Raw genomic sequence first — 16051 nt, forward strand, 5'->3', positions numbered from 1 at the left:
CTCTCAGCCAGGTTCGGCCTGGTCAGGCGGCCGGCGTCGGGCGAAGGCGCGACCACGGCACACTCCCCCCGCCGGGGTGACTATCCTGACCAGGCACGATCCGCCGTAGTGTAATTGGCAGCACTTCAGATTTTGGTTCTGACGGTCCAGGTTCGAGTCCTGGCGGCGGAGCAGGTTTCCTCCAGCGGACTCTCGGCGAGGGGGTGGGTGCGGCTGCACGACGAGACCCCGGCGGCGCGGGACACCGAGCCCTGTGACGCCCGTTCCCCTGACGCGCCCTCGCCCGAGTCCCCGTCGCAGGAGGCCCAGCCGCGAGAGGCGCCGTCCCGGGAGGCGCAGCGCCCGGCGCTGGGCGACATGTCCGACGCCTGGTTGCTCGGGCGCGCCCGGGAGCTCATCGCCATCGTGCAGCGCAGCGACCGCGACGAGCAGCTGCGGATCATCGGGACCCTGGACGAGCTGCTCGAGGAGACCCAGCGCCGCGGAGAGCCGATCCTCGTCGCGCAGCTGCTGCGGGCCGCCGCGCTCGCCCGGCTGGTCACCCGCGGCCAGGCCGCCGAGGCCGAGCCGCGGCTGGACGAGATGCTCGCGCACACCAAGCGGCACGGCCTCGCCCTGCTCCGCGCCGACGCGCACGCGTTGCGCGGCCGGCTGCTCGTGTTGTCCAGCCAGGAGGATGCGGCGCTCACCGAGATCGCCAGGGCACTGGCCATTCTGGACGACTCGGCCACACCGGACGTCCAACTCGGCCGCCGCGCGTGGGACCGGCTGCTGTCCTCGGCGCTGATCGACTGCTGGATCGTGCTCAACCAGCTCGGGGTGTACGAGGCCGCCGAGGAGGTCATCGCGCGGGCCCACCAGGCGGTGCGGGACAGCGCGGGGCCGCACGAGATCACCCTGCAGCTCATCAACCGGGTGAAGATGCTGCTCGGCTGGGGCCTGCGGTTGGAGCGGGTCGGCCGTGCCGACGAGGCGGGTGAGAAGTTCCGCACCGCGGCCTCGATGGCCATCGCGGTGGAGGCGCCGTTCGCCGAGTCGCTGTTCCCCCGCCGGCCGGGCGTCGCCGCCGTGGACCAGGTGGGCGTCCTGGCCGCCGCGCTGGCGCTGGCCGCGCCCAGCGCCGCGCACATCGACCGGCTGCGCAAGCTGCACTCCAGCCAGGGCTGGCCGCACGAGCACGTGATCGTCACCATCGCGCTGTCCCGCTGCCTGGTGGTGGACGGCCGGCGGGACGAGGCGATGGAGGTGCTGGCCGCCGCGCGGCAGGGGCAGGCGGAGGACAACTCCCAGCCGTCGATGCGGCTCAACCTGGTGCGCGAGATCGCCAAGCTCGGGCAGGAGGAGGACGCCGCCGCCCAGACCGAGAGCACGGCCGCCACACTGCTCGCCGGCTACGTCGAGGCGCTGGAGGCCGAGCTGTGGTCGCTGCGCGAGTCGCAGATCGCCACGCTGAACACCCGCCGCGAGCACGAGCGGCTCTCCGCCGAGCACGGCGCCATCACCCAGCAGGCCCTGCAGGACCCGCTCACCGGGCTGCCCAACCGCAGGGCGCTCGACGAGCGGCTGCGGGAGCTGGCCGCGTCGGCCGCGGCCCAGCCGCTGGCGGTGGCGCTGGTCGACCTCGACGGGTTCAAGGACGTCAACGACCGGCACTCACACGCCGAGGGCGACGACGTGCTGCGGGTGGTGGCCAGCACGCTGCGTGACGCGCTGCGCGGGGACGACCTGGTGGCCCGCTACGGCGGCGACGAGTTCATCGTGCTGCTGCCGGGCGCCCCGGTGTCGGCGGCCAAGCAGGCGCTGGGCCGCGCGGTCAGCGCGGTGGCGTCGCTGCCGCACCACCTCTCCCACGGGGTGACGCTGTCGGTCGGCCTGGTGTCGCTGCGCCCGCACGAGCGGGCCGAGCAGGTGCTCTCCCGCGCCGACGCGGCGATGTACCAGGCGAAGCGGCGGGGCGGGAACCAGGTGGCGTCGGCCACCTCGGCGGCGGGCGACGGCCTGCCGCCGGAGTACGCCGAGGACGGCGCGTCCGGCGACCCCACGTGGGAGCTGGAGGAGCACCCGTAGGATCTGGTCCGGCGAGGCCGTTCGCGCCACGCCCGCCGGCGTCGCCCTCCAGAGCGGGCACGGCCGGCCCGACCAGCGCGAACAGCCCGACCAGACCGAGCCCCGGAGCCTGTGAGGAGTGCCGTGACCGGCCCGCTCAGCACCCTGATCCTCGCCGCGGGCGAGGGCACCCGCATGCGTTCGTCCGTCCCGAAGGTCCTGCACCCGCTCGCCGGCCGCCCGCTGGTGGAGCACGCCGTGCGGGCCGCCGCCGGGCTGGACCCCGAGCACCTCGTGGTGGTGGTCGGGCACGGTCGCGCCGCGGTGGCCGAGCACCTGGACGTCGTGGGCAAGCTGCTCGGCCGACCGGTCGCCACCGCCGTGCAGGAGCAGCAGAACGGCACCGGCCACGCGGTGTCCTGCGCGCTCGCCGAGCTGCCCGTGGGGCTCACCGGCACCGTGCTGGTCAGCTACGGCGACGTGCCGCTGCTGGACACCGACACCCTCCGCGGGCTGCTGGCCGAGCACCACGGCAGCGACAACGCGGTGACCGTGCTCACCGCGGTCGTGCCCGACCCCTCCGGCTACGGCCGGATCGTGCGGGACACCGCCGGCGCGGTGACCGGGATCGTCGAGCACAAGGACGCCACACCCGAGCAGCTGGAGATCACCGAGATCAACTCCGGGGTGTACGCCTTCGACGCCCAGGTGCTGGCCGCCGCGCTCGCCCGGCTGTCCACCGACAACGCGCAGGGCGAGGCCTACCTCACCGACGTGCTCGGCATCGCGCGGGCCGAAGGGCGGCGGGTCGGCGCGCTGGTGGTGGACGACCCGTGGCTCACCGAGGGGGTGAACGACCGCGTCCAGCTCGCCGCGCTCGGCGCCGAGCTGAATCGGCGGATCGTGCGGCACTGGCAGCGGGCCGGGGTGACCGTGATCGACCCGGCCACGACGTGGATCGACACCGACGTCACGCTGGAGCGGGACGTGGTGCTGGAGCCCGGCGTGCAGCTGCGCGGCGCCACGACCGTGGGCGAGGGCGCGGTGATCGGCCCGGACAGCACGCTCACCGACGTCACCGTCGGCGCCGGGGCCACGGTGATCCGCACGCACGGCGCGGACGCCGTGATCGGCGCCGGCGCCACCGTCGGCCCCTTCGCGTACCTACGGTCGGGCACCCGGCTCGGCGAGCGCGGCAAGATCGGCACATTCGTGGAGACGAAGAACGCCGACATCGGGCGGGCCACCAAGGTGCCGCACCTGACCTATGTGGGCGATGCCACGATCGGCGAGCACAGCAACATCGGCGCGAGCAGCGTGTTCGTCAATTACGACGGGGTGAGCAAGCACCACACCACGATCGGCTCGCACGTGCGCACCGGCTCGGACAACATGTTCGTCGCGCCGGTGACCGTGGGGGACGGCGCCTACAGCGGCGCCGGCACGGTCATCCGGCGGAACGTGCCACCGGGGGCGCTGGCGGTCTCCGGAGCGCCGCAGCGCAACATCGAAGGCTGGGTGGCTCGGCGGCGGCCGGGCACCCCGGCGGCGGAGGCGGCCGAGGCCGCGCTCGCCGCGCAGGAGGAGACCGAGAACGACGGGGAGTCGCAAGCATGAGTCCGAAGTCCGGCACGCCGAAGAAGAACCTGATGCTCTTCTCCGGGCGGGCACACCCGGAACTCGCCGAGGAGGTGGCCCAGCACCTCAACGTGACGATCACCCCGCAGACCGCGCACAACTTCGCCAACGGCGAGATCTTCGTGCGGTTCAAGGAGTCCGTGCGCGGCACCGACGCGTTCGTGATCCAGAGCCACACCACGCCGATCAACGAGTGGATCATGGAGCAGCTGATCATGGTGGACGCGCTCAAGCGCGCCAGCGCCAAGCGAATCACCGTGATCATGCCGTTCTATCCCTATGCCCGGCAGGACAAGAAGCACAAGGGCCGGGAGCCGATCTCGGCGCGGCTCATCGCGGACCTGTTCAAGACCGCCGGCGCCGACCGGATCATGACGGTCGACCTGCACACCGCGCAGATCCAGGGCTTCTTCGACGGGCCGGTGGACCACCTGCTCGCGCAGACCGTGCTGGCCGACCACATCCGGTCGACCTACGGCGACGCCGAGATCACCGTGGTGTCGCCCGACTCGGGGCGGGTGCGGCTGGCCGAGAAGTGGGCCGCGCAGCTCGGTGACCGACCGATCGCGTTCATCCACAAGACGCGGGACCCGGACAGGCCGAACCAGGCGGTGGCCAACCGGGTGGTCGGGCACGTGCGCGGCCGGCTGTGCCTGCTGATCGACGACATGATCGACACCGGCGGCACGATCGTGAAGGCCACCGAGGCGCTGCTCGACGAGGGCGCGTCGGACGTGGTGATCGCGTCCACGCACGGGATCCTGTCGCCACCCGCCACCGAGCGGCTGGCGAACTGCAAGGCGCGCGAGGTGGTGGTGACCAACACGCTGCCGATCCCCGAGGAGAAGCGGTTCCCCGGGCTCACCGTGCTGTCGATCGCGCCCCTGCTGGCGAGGGCCATCCAGGAGGTCTTCGAGGACGGCTCCGTCACCAGCCTCTTCGACGGCAGCGCCTGAGCCGGCTCCCCTCGCTGGCTAGCCGTCGAGGAACATGACGGTCTCGGCGAGTGGGGCGCGCTCGATGCGGGGTCGCGGCGTGGACGTGTCCTCGAATCCGATCGACATGCCGCAGAACAGGATGAGGTCGTCGGGAGGCGATATCACGTCCGCCACGGTTCGGCGGTACACCGACCACGCCATCTGCGGGCAGCTGTGCAGCCCTTCAGCACGGAGCAGCAGCATGACGGTCTGCAGGTACATGCCGACGTCGGCCCACTGGGCCGGCCCCATGTCCCGGTCGACGTAGCAGAACAGGGCGGTGGAGGCGCCGAAGCAGTCCCAGTTCGCGGCGACCGCCCTGCTCCGTGCCCGCCTGTCCGCGCGGGAGATCCCGAGCGCGGCATAGCGCTGCTGGACGGCGGCGAACCGGCGCTCACGGTACGGAGACTTCAGCCGCGGCGGGTACATCTCGTACTCCCGCGCGTCCCCGGGGTCGCCTGCCGCGACGCGCTCCGCCGTGCGCTTCTTCAGCTCCGCCAGCGGAGCGCTGGTCAACACGTAGCTGCGCCACGGTTGGAGGTTCGCCCCTGACGGGGCGTGGGCAGCCGTGGAAAGGACACGATCGAGCACCGCTCTCGGAACGGGCTCGCCGGTGAACGCGCGTACAGCTCGGCGACTCGTCACCGCCTGGTAGACGTCCAAGGGCCGCCCCTCCCGTGCCGGTCCCACGGGGCCCGCCATGTCGGGCCTCTCCACCGTGTTGACGGTTGGCGAAGAGAAAAGGTGACCGACGCTCCCTCGGCTCCCGGCGTCGAGCCGCAGAACCAAACCACCGGCCCGGCCACGCCCAGCGGAAACACAGCCAACCATCCATTCCGACCACCTCGGGCAGCCGGTGGGCGACCGGCTCGGCGCGACGGCTCGAGTTGGGCTGTTCGAGTGATTGTCCCGAGACGGCACTTGCCGCGGGCGCCGAGGCGGCGACAGCTGGTGCCGTTCCGGTTACGGTAGGACACTCGTTTTGGCCTTGTGCGGGTGAGCGCGATGTCCGGACCGATGCGTTGGTCACGCGAGCGAGTTCGGGGCTGGGAGTTGTGGCGCCAGCCCCGCCGGGTCGTGGTGTACGTGCTCACCATCAACGCCGTCGCGGTCACGGTCACCACCGCCACCGCCTTCCTGACCCCGGTGCACAGCGTCGACCTCGTGCGGTTCGGGGTGCTCGCCGTGTGCGCGGTGGTCGCCGTCGAGGGCACCCGGCACATCGAGCGGCAGCGGGAGTACCACCGTTCCCCGATCGTGGCGACCGTGGACACGAAGGCCGTGGTGTCGTTCGCCGCGGTGATCGTGCTGCCGCCGGTGCTGGCGAGCGGAACGGTCGTGCTCACCTACCTGCTGGCGTGGTGGCGGAGCTGGCCGCAGGGGCGACCGGTGCCGGCCTACCGGTGGGTGTTCTCCTGCGGCACCGTGCTGTGCGGGACGCAGGCCGCGGTCGTGGTGCTCGCCCTGGGCATGCACCAGTACCCAGGTGTCCCGGACCCGGCGCCGCTGGCGGGGCTGGCCGATCTCGGCGTGATAGTCGCGGCCGCGGTGCTGCGGTGGGCCATCAACGCGGGACTGGTCATGGCCGCCATCGCGTTGTCCACCCCGCGGGTGACCGCTGCCGAGCTGTTCTCCGGTTTCGCCGACCAGCTGCTCGAGGCCGGCGCGATGGGCCTCGGGCTCGTCGCCGCGGTGATCCTCGTCGGTCCCCAGCCGCTCGTCCTGGCCGGGTTGGTGGTCGCCCTGATCGCGCTGCACCGTGGCCTGCTGCTCCCCCAATACCAGCGGGCCTCGCGCACCGACGCGAAGACCGGACTGGCCGAGGTCCGCTGGTGGCAACAGGTCGCGCAGAGCCTGTTCGACGCGACGCGCGTCCGCGGCGGCGCGCTCGGCCTGCTCATCGTGGACCTCGACCACTTCAAAGAGATCAACGACACCTACGGCCACCCCAACGGCGATCTGGTTCTGCGTGCGATCGCCACCGAGCTCGCCGCCGCCACCCGCGCCCAGGACACCTGCGGTCGCTGGGGTGGTGACGAGTTCTGCGTCGTGGCGCCCGACATCGGCGGCGACCACCGACTGCACCAGCTCGGCGAGCGCATCCGCCACCGCGTCCACGCGATCGCCGTCGACCTGCCCACCGGCGAGACCGTCACCGGCCTCACCATCTCTGTCGGCGGCGCCACCTACCCCGCCCCCGGAATCGACGGCCTCGACGCCCTCCTGCTCGCCGCCGACACCGCTCTCTACCGCGCCAAGAAGGCCGGCCGCGACCGCGTCCAGCTCAGCGGCATGGCCAACCGGCCGCCGCCGCCTCGCCGGCCCGAGTCCTCCGACCGACCGGGAGAGGACACCGGCTCACCGCACTGACACCGGCACGCGAACTCGTTGTGGTGAACCGATACCGACCCGTCCGCCAGCCGAGCCCACTTGTCCAGAATGGACCCAGTGACGAGGGCGGGCATCCGTCGGCCTCGATCGGCCGAGGCCGGCCTGGCTTCGACGTCCGGCCGGCTGCGTCACCCGTTCCGGGACTCCACGCATCAGATGAACCTGTCCGTGGCCCGGCCGTCACCGCCTACGCCCATGACGAAAACGGTGCACTGGCGCAGGGCCACCGAATAGCATCCCCGCATGCGGAAGTTCCCGGTTCGGAGTGAGCATGTGGTCGGTCGGCGGCCGCGACGAGTGGACCGCGAAGTGCCGGCGCGCCGAGGAGTTGGGCTACGACTCGATCACCGTGCCGGACCACCTGGGCACCGCGCCCGCGCCGTTCCCCGCGCTGGCCGCCGCCGCGGCGGTCACCGAGCGCGTCCACCTCGGCCCGCTGGTGTTGAACGTCCCCTTCTACACCCCGGCGCTGCTCGCCCGCGACATCGCCGACACCGTACGGCTCGCCGGCGGCCGGTTCGAGCTCGGCCTCGGCGCGGGGCACATGAAGGCCGAGTTCGACGGCGCCGGGCTGCCGTGGCGACCGCTGCCGCACCGCGTCGACCAGCTCGCCCGCGCACTCGACGAGCTGCCCCGGCTGCTGGCCGAGTCGGCGGTGCCCACGCCACCGTTGCTGGTCGCCGGCAACTCCAACGCCGTGCTGACCCTCGCCGCCGAGCACGCCGACATCGTGGGGTTCGCCGGGCTCCGCCAGGTGCCCGGCCGCCCGCCCGGCACCTTCGACGTCGCCGGCGCCGACGCTCTCGCGGAACGGGTCGGATTCGTCCGAGCCAGGACCGCCCGCGACCCCGAGTTCAACTTCCTCGTCCAGCACGTCGCGATCACCGACGACCCCGCCGCGGAGCTTCGCCGCTGGGCGGCACCGGCCCCGTACCTCGACCCGGACACGCTGGCGGACGCCCCGCAGCTCCTGGTCGGCCGCATCGAGCAGGACCTGGTGGACCGGGTGGTCGAGCTGCGCCGGCGGTTCGGCTTCTCCTACCTGACCGTGTTCGAGCCCGCGATGGAGACCTTCGCCCCGGTGGTGCGGGCGCTGCGCGGCCGGTAGCGAACCCCGTAGGGCAACCCGCCGATCAGGTGAGCAACGCCGGGAATTAAACTGTGCAGGTTGTCTCGGCGAGGCGGGTGACACATGGTGCCCGACGTGATCGACGCGGCGGCTTGAGCGCCACGCGCCGACCGCACGTTGTGGAGCTCGCCGCCGGGCAGCCGCAAGCAACAGCCACGAGCAACACCGCCTGATCCCCATCGCAAGGAGAGCAAGACCGTGTCCGAGGTACGTCTGACCGTCGAGCCGCGCACCGAGTTCGGCAAGGGCGCCGCACGCCGCACCCGTCGCGCCGGCAAGATCCCCGCGGTGCTCTACGGCCACGGCACCGACCCGCGGCACCTCGCGCTGCCCGCCATTGAGTTCGCCCGCCTGATCAGGGAGAACGGCCAGAACGCCGTGCTCACCCTGAACGTCGCCGGCGCCGAGGAGAAGGCGGAGAAGGCCACCGAGCTGGCGCTCACCAAGACCATCACCGTGCACCCGCTGAAGAACTACATCGAGCACGTCGACCTGCTGGTCGTCAAGCGCGGCGAGAAGGTCACCGTGGACGTGCCGATCGTGCTGACCGGCGACCCGGCGCCCGGCAACCTGGTGACCCACGAGCTCGACGCCCTGCAGGTCGAGGTCGACGCGCTGCACATCCCCGAGCAGTTCGAGGTGTCCGTCGAGGGCGCCGAGGCCGGCACCCACATCACCGCCGGCCAGGTCGCCCTGCCGCGTGGTGCCACGCTGATCAGCGACCCCGAGTCCCTGATCGTCACCGTGAGCGAGGCCCCGAGCGAGGCCGCGATGGAGGCGTCGGTCGACACCGAGGGCGCCGGCGTGGTCGAGGACAAGCCGGAGACCGAGGAACCCGGCGAAGACGCCGAGTAACCGGCGGTGGCGCAGGACCTTCCGGGGGCCGGCGAGCAGGTGCTGCTCGTCGGCCTCGGCAACCCTGGCCCGCGCTACGCCGGCAACCGGCACAACATCGGCTTCCTGGTGCTCGACGAGCTGGCCGCGCGGATCGGCGGCCGGTTCAAGGCGCACAAGGGCGGCGCCGAGGTGCTCGAGGGCCGGCTCGCGGGGCGCAGGGTGGTGCTGGCCAAGCCGCGGTCGTTCATGAACCTCTCCGGTGGCCCCGTGGCAGCCACCGCGCGGTTCTACAAGATCGAACCGCAGGGCCTCGCCGTCGTGCACGACGAGCTGGACCTGCCGTACGGCGCGCTGAAGCTGCGGCTCGGCGGTGGGGAGAACGGGCACAACGGGCTGCGCTCGATCAGCAAGTCGCTGGGCACGAAGGAGTACTACCGGGTGCGCTTCGGGATCGGGCGCCCGCCGGGGCGGATGGACCCCGCCGACTACGTGCTCAAGGACTTCTCGGCGGTGGAGCGGCGGGAGTTGCCGCTCAACGTCGACCGCTGCGCCGACGCCGTCGAGGCGCTCGTCACCAACGGCCTGGCGGCCGCGCAGAACTCGTTCCACGCGAGCTGACCACACTGTCGCTCTCTGTGTTTGTCGGCTCACCCAAAGGCGTCGACTTTGCCCCCTGTTCGAGTCGAGGACAGGGTCAGGGCTGGCGGGCCGCACTCCCGGCCGATAGGACGGAAAGCGGTCAAGGGACAGGCCGCGCGACGACCACCGGGCATCGACCGAGCCCCGGCGAGGGAGGAGCGCAGGTGGGAGGAGTGCGGCCCAGAAGACACTGCCGACCAAGCCGAGCCCGGGAGAGAGCCGATCGATGTCCTTCACCGCTGACGACGCCACGCACGTCGAGTTCGCCACCGCACCCATCGGTCGCCGCGGCTACGCCAAGCACGAGGTCGACGACTTCGTCCGGCGGATCGCCAAGACGCTGGCCGGCGAGGACGATCTCACCGCCGCCGAGGTGCACCACGTCGAGTTCGGCCGGCCGCTCATCGGCAAGCGCGGGTACGACGAGAAGCAGGTGGACGAGTTCCTCGACGCCGTCGAGGACGAGCTGATCCAGCGCAGCGGGATGAGCCGGACCGCGCACCAGGTGCCGCCGGCCCGGCAGGAGGACCAGGCCACGGCGTCCCCCCGCGACCTGCAGGAGTCCGAACGCCGCTAGACGATCCCCGGGAGCAGCAGATGGCAGTCACCGTCGAGGACGTGCGGAACATCCGGTTCGAGCGGGCCGCCATCGGCACCCGCGGCTACCATCCGGCGGAGGTGGACGCGTTCCTCGACCGGGTCGTTGACACCCTCGCCGGAGAGGACCACCTCACCGCCGCGGACGTGCACAGCGTCGCGTTCGCCAGGGCGCCGCTGGGCAAGCGGGGTTACGACCAGGCCGCGGTGGACGCGTTCCTGCAACTCGTGGAGAGCACCCTGACCGGCCTCGGCGGCCCGACCGCCGCGAACGGCACCGCCTACGTCGCGCCGGCGCTGGAGCACAGCCACGTGCGCAAGCCCCTGTGGCGCCGGGTCCGTCCCTAGCCGGTCGGCATCGCGCGGAACCACGTGAACCCGATCAGTCGGCGTTGCCGGCGATGCGGTCGGCGTACTGCTGGGCGGTGGCGGCGCGGCGCACCTTGCCGGACGGCGTCTTCGGCAGCGAGCCGGGCGAGAGCACCACCACCGAGTACGGCCGCATCTCCACCGCGTCCCGCACGCGGGCCGCGACGTTCTTCGCCAGTGAGCGCTCCGCCTCCGCGTCACCGGCCAGTTTGGACTCCAGCACCACGGCGAACCGCTCCCGCCGGGTGCCCGCGTCGAGCCGCACCGCCACGGCGTTGCCGGCGCGCACGCCCTCCACCGACATCGCGGCGCGCTCGATGTCCGTCGGGTAGATGTTGCGGCCGCCCATGATGATGACGTCCTTGGCCCGGCCGCAGATCAGGAGCTGCCCGTCCACCAGGTACCCCAGGTCGCCGGTGGCCAGCCAGCCCTCGGCGTCCTGCGTCGGCCGTGGCCCTTCCATGGTCAGGTAGCCGGGGGTCACCGCCTCGCCGCGCAGCCGGATCTCCCCGACCTCCCGCTCGCCGAGCACGGCGCCGTGCTCGTCCACGATCCGCGCCTCCAACCCGGGCAGCGGGCGGCCGAGCTTGGCGAACGTCCGCACCTCGTCGGTGCCGCGCCGCGGGTCGCCCTCGGGCACCGGTACGGCGCGGTTCTCCGCCTCCAGCGCGTGCGCCTCCACCACGTCCATCGACAGCCCCGAGCCGACCGGCACGAACGACACCGCCAGCGTCGTCTCCGCCATGCCGTACGCGGGGAACACCGCCTCGGGCCTCAGCCCGAACCGGGCGCCCGCCTCGGTGAAGCCGCGCACGGCGGCCTCGTCGATCGGCTCTGCGCCGTTGAGCGCGATGCGCAGGCTGGACAGGTCGTAGGCGTCGTCGTCGTCGACCTTGGCCAACCGGCGCCCGACGATGGCGTAGGCGAAGTTCGGCGCGGCGGTGGCGGTGCCGCGGTACTTGCTGATCAGCTGGGGCCAGATCAGCGGGCCGGAGAGGAACTCCACCGGGGTGACCTTGACCAGCTCGACACCGAAGGTCATCGGCAGGGTCAGGAAGCCGACCATGCCCATGTCGTGGAAGGTGGGCAGCCAGGACACCATGATGTCCGCGTCGAACCGGAACTCCGCGGCCTCCACCATCGCGGTGATGTTCGCGAGCAGGTTGCGGTGGGTGATCCGGACGGCCTTCGGCTCGGCGGTGGAGCCGCTGGTGAGCTGTAACAACGCCTGGTCGTCCTCGCCGGTCGGCACCGGCTGGCCGATCGGCTCGGCGGTGAGCAGGTCGTCGATCATCGTGTGCCGGATGCCGTGCTCGGTGAGCACCGGGGCGAGCTGGTCGAACGGCGAGCCGAGCAGCACCAGCCGGGAGTCGATCATGCCGAGGACGCGGACGGTGTCCTCGGCCCACTCGGCGAGGTCGGTGCGCGGGGTGGGCTGGTGCAGCATCGTGACGCTGCCGCCGGCCAGCCAGACACCCTGCACGGTGGGGGCGATCAACGCCGGCGCGGCGGCCAGCACCGCGACGGCCGCGCCCGGCTCCAACCCGCCGGCGACGAGACCGCCGGCGACCCCGCGGGCCTGCTCGTGCACCTCCGCCCAGGTCTGGCGGACGGGCTCGTGCGGCTCCCCGGTGACCATGCCGCGCTGCCGACCACCCGCGGCCGCCGAGGCGACCATCGTCTCCACGAACCGACTCATGGGCTCACCTTAACCAGTCGGCGAGATCGACCGCGGGGCTATAGCTGCTCTATCGTCTGGCGATCATGACGGAGATCGCGCCATGGGCCGCGCCGGCGGCCCGCCGTCGGTTGCAGGAGGTGGCCGCCGCGGTCACCAACCGGACCGGCCCGACGGAGGTCGCCGAGACGGTGCGGGCCGCGCTGGCCGCGCACCGGCGGCAGTTCGACGACGAGGGGATCGTGCTCTACGCCGGGACCAACGTGCCGAGCTCGGCCGCGCTGGCGGCGTACGACCCGGCCGTGTCCACCCGGCCGAGCATGGGCTGGCCGGGCGAGAAGTACCAGACCGGTCTGGACCACCTGGACACGCTGGAGGTGCTGGCGCCGCTGCTGGTGGCCGAGCGGATGGCGGGTCGGTTCGCCGAGGTGCGGCTGCCGAGCGCGACGATGGCGAACCTGGCCGTCTACCGCGCGCTCGCCGAGCCGGGGGACACGGTCGCGGTGTTGCCGGAGGCCGCCGGGGGGCACGCGAGCCACCACGCGTACGGGGCGGCCGGGATCCGCGGGCTGCGGGTGGTGGACCTGCCCTACGACGCCGGGGCGCTCGGGATCGACCACGCGGCGCTGCCCGGGTTCCTGCGCGCGCACCGGCCGCGGCTGGTGGTGGTCGGGGCGAGCCTGATGCTGTTCCCGCACGACGTCGCGCGGGTGCGGGCGGCGGTGGACGAGGTCGGGGCGACGTTGGTGTACGACGCGTCGCACGTGGCGGGGCTGGTGGCGACCGGGCTGTTCCAACGGCCGCTGCCGGAGAGGGCGCACGTGGTGACGTTCTCGACGTACAAGTCGTACGGCGGGCCGCCCGGCGGGTGCGTGGTGACGCGGGACGAGAGGTTGGCGGAGCGGATCTCGCTGGCGGCGTATCCGGGGATGCTGGCCAACTACGACGTCGGGCGGCTCGGTGCGCTGGCGATCGCGACGGCCGAGTTGGGGACGCCCGCGGGTCGCCGGTACGCGGAGCGGTGTGCCGGCAACGCGCGGGCGTTCGCCGAGGCGCTGCACGACGCGGGTTTCGCGGTGACCGGGGCCGGGCGCGGGTTCACGCGGTCGCACCACGTGGCGGTGGACGCGGCCGGGTGCGGCGGCGGTGAGGCCGCGGCGGCCCGGCTGGCCGCGGCGGGGATCTACCTGAGCGCGATCGGGCTGCCGGGGCAGGGGCCGGTGGCGGAGGGGTTGCGCGGGCTGCGGATCGGCACCCAGGAGGTCACCCGCCGCGGCTTCGGGGCGGAGCACCTGCGGGTGGTGGCGGCCCTGATGCGCCACGTGCTCCTCGACGGCACCGACCCCGCCGAGATCCGCCCCGAGGTCGTCGCCCTGCGCCGCTCGGTGTCCGAAAAGGACTCGACCGACTGACTACCGCCGGCTCGGCCGTGGACCACGAGCTACACTGTGGACGGCGCCCATCCGGGCCGATTCACCGGCACGGCACGGGTTTTCACCGCATCAAGGGTTTCACCGCACCGTTTTCGATCTTCGCGGCCCCTCTAGAGTAGCCCCCACCCATCCCGGGGGCCGGCCCCGCTTCCAGTCTACCCGGCATCGGTGGGGAGGAGCTGGTTCTCGCGAAGTTGTGGACAACTCGCGGGGTTTTCGGGGTGTGAACGGGCCGTTCACGCCCGAGTTCACTCGGATGGGCGCCTTGTGGGAGTGGTGGCGGACGGCGCCGTGGCGGTCGTTACGGGCTGTCGGTCCTGCCGATCGTCGTGGCGGGCCGGAGCCACGGGCAGGCCACCACCGAGCTGGCATCGCGACAGCGGGAAGCCCGAGAGCCCCGGGAGGAACAGAGCGGCGTGACGGCTACTCCAGCGCCTCGGACACCGCCAGCCAGCGCTCCTCGACGCCCTCCTTCTCCGCCTGGAGCGCCTTCAGCTCCGTGTTGAGTCGCATCAGGCGGTCGGGGTCGGTGGCGGCCTCGGCCAGGGCGTCGTGGAGCTCCGATTCCTTCCGGTGCAACGTGTCCAGCCGCCGCTCGAGGCGGCCCAGCTCCTTGCCCGCCGCGCGGCGCTCGGCCGCCTCGCTCTTCCGCCGCTCGCTCGCGCCGGCTCGCTCGCCCGCGCCGGCCCGCCCGGCAGTCCCGGACCGCCCACCGGCGCCACCCCGCCCGGAAGCCGACACGCCGGCAACGAACCCGCCGGCAGCGGACCCGCCGGCAGCGGACCCGCCCGCCGCCGACGTACCGGCAGCGGGCAGCGTGTCCCGCCGGCTCAGGTACTCCTCGATCCCCCCGGGCAGGTGGGTCACCCGGCCGTCACCGAGCAGGGCGACCACCGTGTCGCACACCCGCTCCACCAGGTACCGGTCGTGCGAGACCACCACCAACGTTCCCGCCCACGAGTCGAGCAGGTCCTCCAGCTGCTGCAACGTGTCGATGTCCAGGTCGTTGGTCGGCTCGTCGAGCAGCAGCACGTTCGGCTCCGCCATCAACAGCCGCACCAGCTGCAGCCGCCGGCGCTCGCCACCGGACAGGTCCGCCACCGGCGTCCACTGCCGCGCCGGCGGGAACCCCAACTTCTCCGCCAGCTGCGACGCCGACAGCTCCTGCTTGCCCAGCACCACCCGCCCGGCGACGTCCTCCACCGCCTGCAGCACCCGACGGTCCCCCGGGAGATCCTCGAGCTCCTGCCGCAGGTGCGCCAGCCGCACGGTCCTGCCCTCGACCCGCCGCCCGCTCTCCGGCCGCACCTCACCGGCCAGCAATCGCAGCAGCGTGCTCTTGCCGGAGCCGTTGACCCCGACGACACCGATCCGATCGCCCGGCCCGATCCGCCAGGTCACCGAGTCCAGCAGGCACCGCCCGCCAACCGACAGCGACACGTCCTCCAGCTCCAGCACCGTCCTGCCGAGCCGCCGCCGGGCGAACGACATCAGCTCCACGGTGTCCCGCGGCGGCGGCACGTCCGCGATCAGCGCCTCGGCCGCCTCCACCCGGTACCGCGGCTTCGACGTCCGCGCCTTCGCACCCCGCTGCAACCACGCCAACTCCTTGCGCGCGAGGTTGCGCCGCTTCTCCTCGGCGTCGGCCGCCCGGCGGGCCCGCTCGGCCCGCGCGAACACCCAGTCGGCGTACCCGCCCTCGTACTGCTCGACCCGGCCACCGGCGACCTCCCAGGTCCGCTGGCACACCGTGTCCAGGAACCATCGGTCGTGCGTCACCACCACCACGGCCACCTTCCGCTCCCGCAGGTGGTCGGCCAGCCAGCGCACCCCCTCGACGTCCAGGTGGTTGGTCGGCTCGTCCAGCACCAGCAGGTCGAGCTCACCCACCAGCGCCGCGGCCAGCGCGACCCGCCGCCGCTCCCCGCCGGACAGCTGCGCCGTCGGCGTCTCCAGGCCGAGCGCCACCACCCCGAGCCCGGTGACGATCGACCGCACCCGCGCGTCGGCCGCCCACTCGTGCTCGGCGGCATACCCGGACAGCACGGCGTCACGTACCGAGCTCCCCGCCGGCAGCTCGGTACGCTGGGTCACCACCGCCATCCGCAGCCCGCTGGCCCAGCTCACCCGTCCCGCGTCCGGCCCGGCGATCCCGGCGAGCACCTCCAGCAGCGTCGTCTTGCCACCCCCGTTGAGCCCCACCACGCCGATCCGCTCACCCCGCGCCACACCGAGCGAGACGTTGTCGAGCAGCGGCCGGACACCGTAGGACTTGTGCACCGACTCCAGGTTGACGAGATTGACCACAAACGATCCT

At 72.8% G+C, this 16051-nt stretch carries 13 protein-coding genes and 1 tRNA gene; 11 read left to right on the forward strand and 3 right to left on the reverse strand.

Translation table 11 applies throughout. The features are described 5' to 3' along the window. Nucleotides 1-99: 99 nt before the first annotated feature. The 4 genes from BM051_RS07170 to BM051_RS07185 all read left to right on the forward strand — a co-directional run bounded on the left by BM051_RS07170 (nucleotide 100) and on the right by BM051_RS07185 (nucleotide 4640). Nucleotides 100-171, forward strand: a tRNA-Gln gene (locus tag BM051_RS07170). A 186-nt stretch (nucleotides 172-357) separates the two neighbouring features. Next, complete coding sequence (locus tag BM051_RS07175; protein ID WP_092529653.1) at nucleotides 358-2067, forward strand: GGDEF domain-containing protein; 1710 nt, start codon at nucleotides 358-360, stop codon at nucleotides 2065-2067. Between the two features lie 123 nt (nucleotides 2068-2190). Continuing rightward, on the forward strand, nucleotides 2191-3663 hold the full coding sequence (glmU, locus tag BM051_RS07180; protein WP_092529227.1) for a bifunctional UDP-N-acetylglucosamine diphosphorylase/glucosamine-1-phosphate N-acetyltransferase GlmU: 1473 nt from the start codon (nucleotides 2191-2193) through the stop codon (nucleotides 3661-3663). Then, nucleotides 3660-4640, forward strand: coding sequence for a ribose-phosphate diphosphokinase (locus BM051_RS07185; protein ID WP_092529228.1), 981 nt, complete (start codon nucleotides 3660-3662; stop codon nucleotides 4638-4640). Before glmU ends, BM051_RS07185 begins: the two co-directional genes overlap by 4 nt. Before the next feature lie 18 nt (nucleotides 4641-4658). Here the strand turns inward: BM051_RS07185 and BM051_RS07190 are convergent, their stop codons facing one another. Then, nucleotides 4659-5492 (reverse strand): nitroreductase, encoded by an 834-nt coding sequence (locus tag BM051_RS07190; RefSeq protein WP_425319711.1) that lies wholly within the window; start codon nucleotides 5490-5492, stop codon nucleotides 4659-4661. 186 nt (nucleotides 5493-5678) lie between these two features. Between BM051_RS07190 and BM051_RS07195 the strand changes: the two genes are divergently transcribed. The 6 genes from BM051_RS07195 to BM051_RS07220 all read left to right on the forward strand — a co-directional run bounded on the left by BM051_RS07195 (nucleotide 5679) and on the right by BM051_RS07220 (nucleotide 10602). Continuing rightward, entirely contained in the window at nucleotides 5679-7031 is a 1353-nt protein-coding gene (locus BM051_RS07195; protein WP_243859206.1) for a GGDEF domain-containing protein, read from the forward strand. A 286-nt stretch (nucleotides 7032-7317) separates the two neighbouring features. Next, nucleotides 7318-8160, forward strand: a complete 843-nt coding sequence (locus BM051_RS07200) for a TIGR03621 family F420-dependent LLM class oxidoreductase (RefSeq protein WP_425319712.1) — start codon at nucleotides 7318-7320, stop codon at nucleotides 8158-8160. A gap of 219 nt (nucleotides 8161-8379) precedes the next feature. Next, complete coding sequence (locus tag BM051_RS07205) at nucleotides 8380-9036, forward strand: 50S ribosomal protein L25/general stress protein Ctc (protein ID WP_092529230.1); 657 nt, start codon at nucleotides 8380-8382, stop codon at nucleotides 9034-9036. A gap of 6 nt (nucleotides 9037-9042) precedes the next feature. Continuing rightward, complete coding sequence (pth, locus tag BM051_RS07210) at nucleotides 9043-9636, forward strand: aminoacyl-tRNA hydrolase (protein WP_092529231.1); 594 nt, start codon at nucleotides 9043-9045, stop codon at nucleotides 9634-9636. Between the two features lie 247 nt (nucleotides 9637-9883). After that, nucleotides 9884-10234: a DivIVA domain-containing protein gene (locus BM051_RS07215; RefSeq protein WP_092529232.1), complete on the forward strand. Its 351-nt coding sequence runs from the start codon at nucleotides 9884-9886 to the stop codon at nucleotides 10232-10234. 20 nt (nucleotides 10235-10254) lie between these two features. Beyond that, entirely contained in the window at nucleotides 10255-10602 is a 348-nt protein-coding gene (locus BM051_RS07220) for a DivIVA domain-containing protein (protein WP_092529233.1), read from the forward strand. A 34-nt stretch (nucleotides 10603-10636) separates the two neighbouring features. On the opposite strand, the gene BM051_RS07225 is transcribed toward BM051_RS07220, so the two are convergent. Continuing rightward, complete coding sequence (locus BM051_RS07225; RefSeq protein WP_092529234.1) at nucleotides 10637-12322, reverse strand: fatty acyl-AMP ligase; 1686 nt, start codon at nucleotides 12320-12322, stop codon at nucleotides 10637-10639. 65 nt (nucleotides 12323-12387) lie between these two features. Here BM051_RS07225 and BM051_RS07230 point away from each other — a divergent pair, with 65 nt between their 5' ends. Then, nucleotides 12388-13713 (forward strand): serine hydroxymethyltransferase, encoded by a 1326-nt coding sequence (locus BM051_RS07230; RefSeq protein WP_092529235.1) that lies wholly within the window; start codon nucleotides 12388-12390, stop codon nucleotides 13711-13713. 444 nt (nucleotides 13714-14157) lie between these two features. On the opposite strand, the gene BM051_RS07235 is transcribed toward BM051_RS07230, so the two are convergent. Beyond that, nucleotides 14158-16041, reverse strand: coding sequence for an ABC-F family ATP-binding cassette domain-containing protein (locus tag BM051_RS07235; protein WP_092529236.1), 1884 nt, complete (start codon nucleotides 16039-16041; stop codon nucleotides 14158-14160). Nucleotides 16042-16051 lie beyond the last annotated feature (10 nt).

Source organism: Amycolatopsis arida (assembly GCF_900115565.1).
Lineage (GTDB): Bacteria > Actinomycetota > Actinomycetes > Mycobacteriales > Pseudonocardiaceae > Yuhushiella > Yuhushiella arida.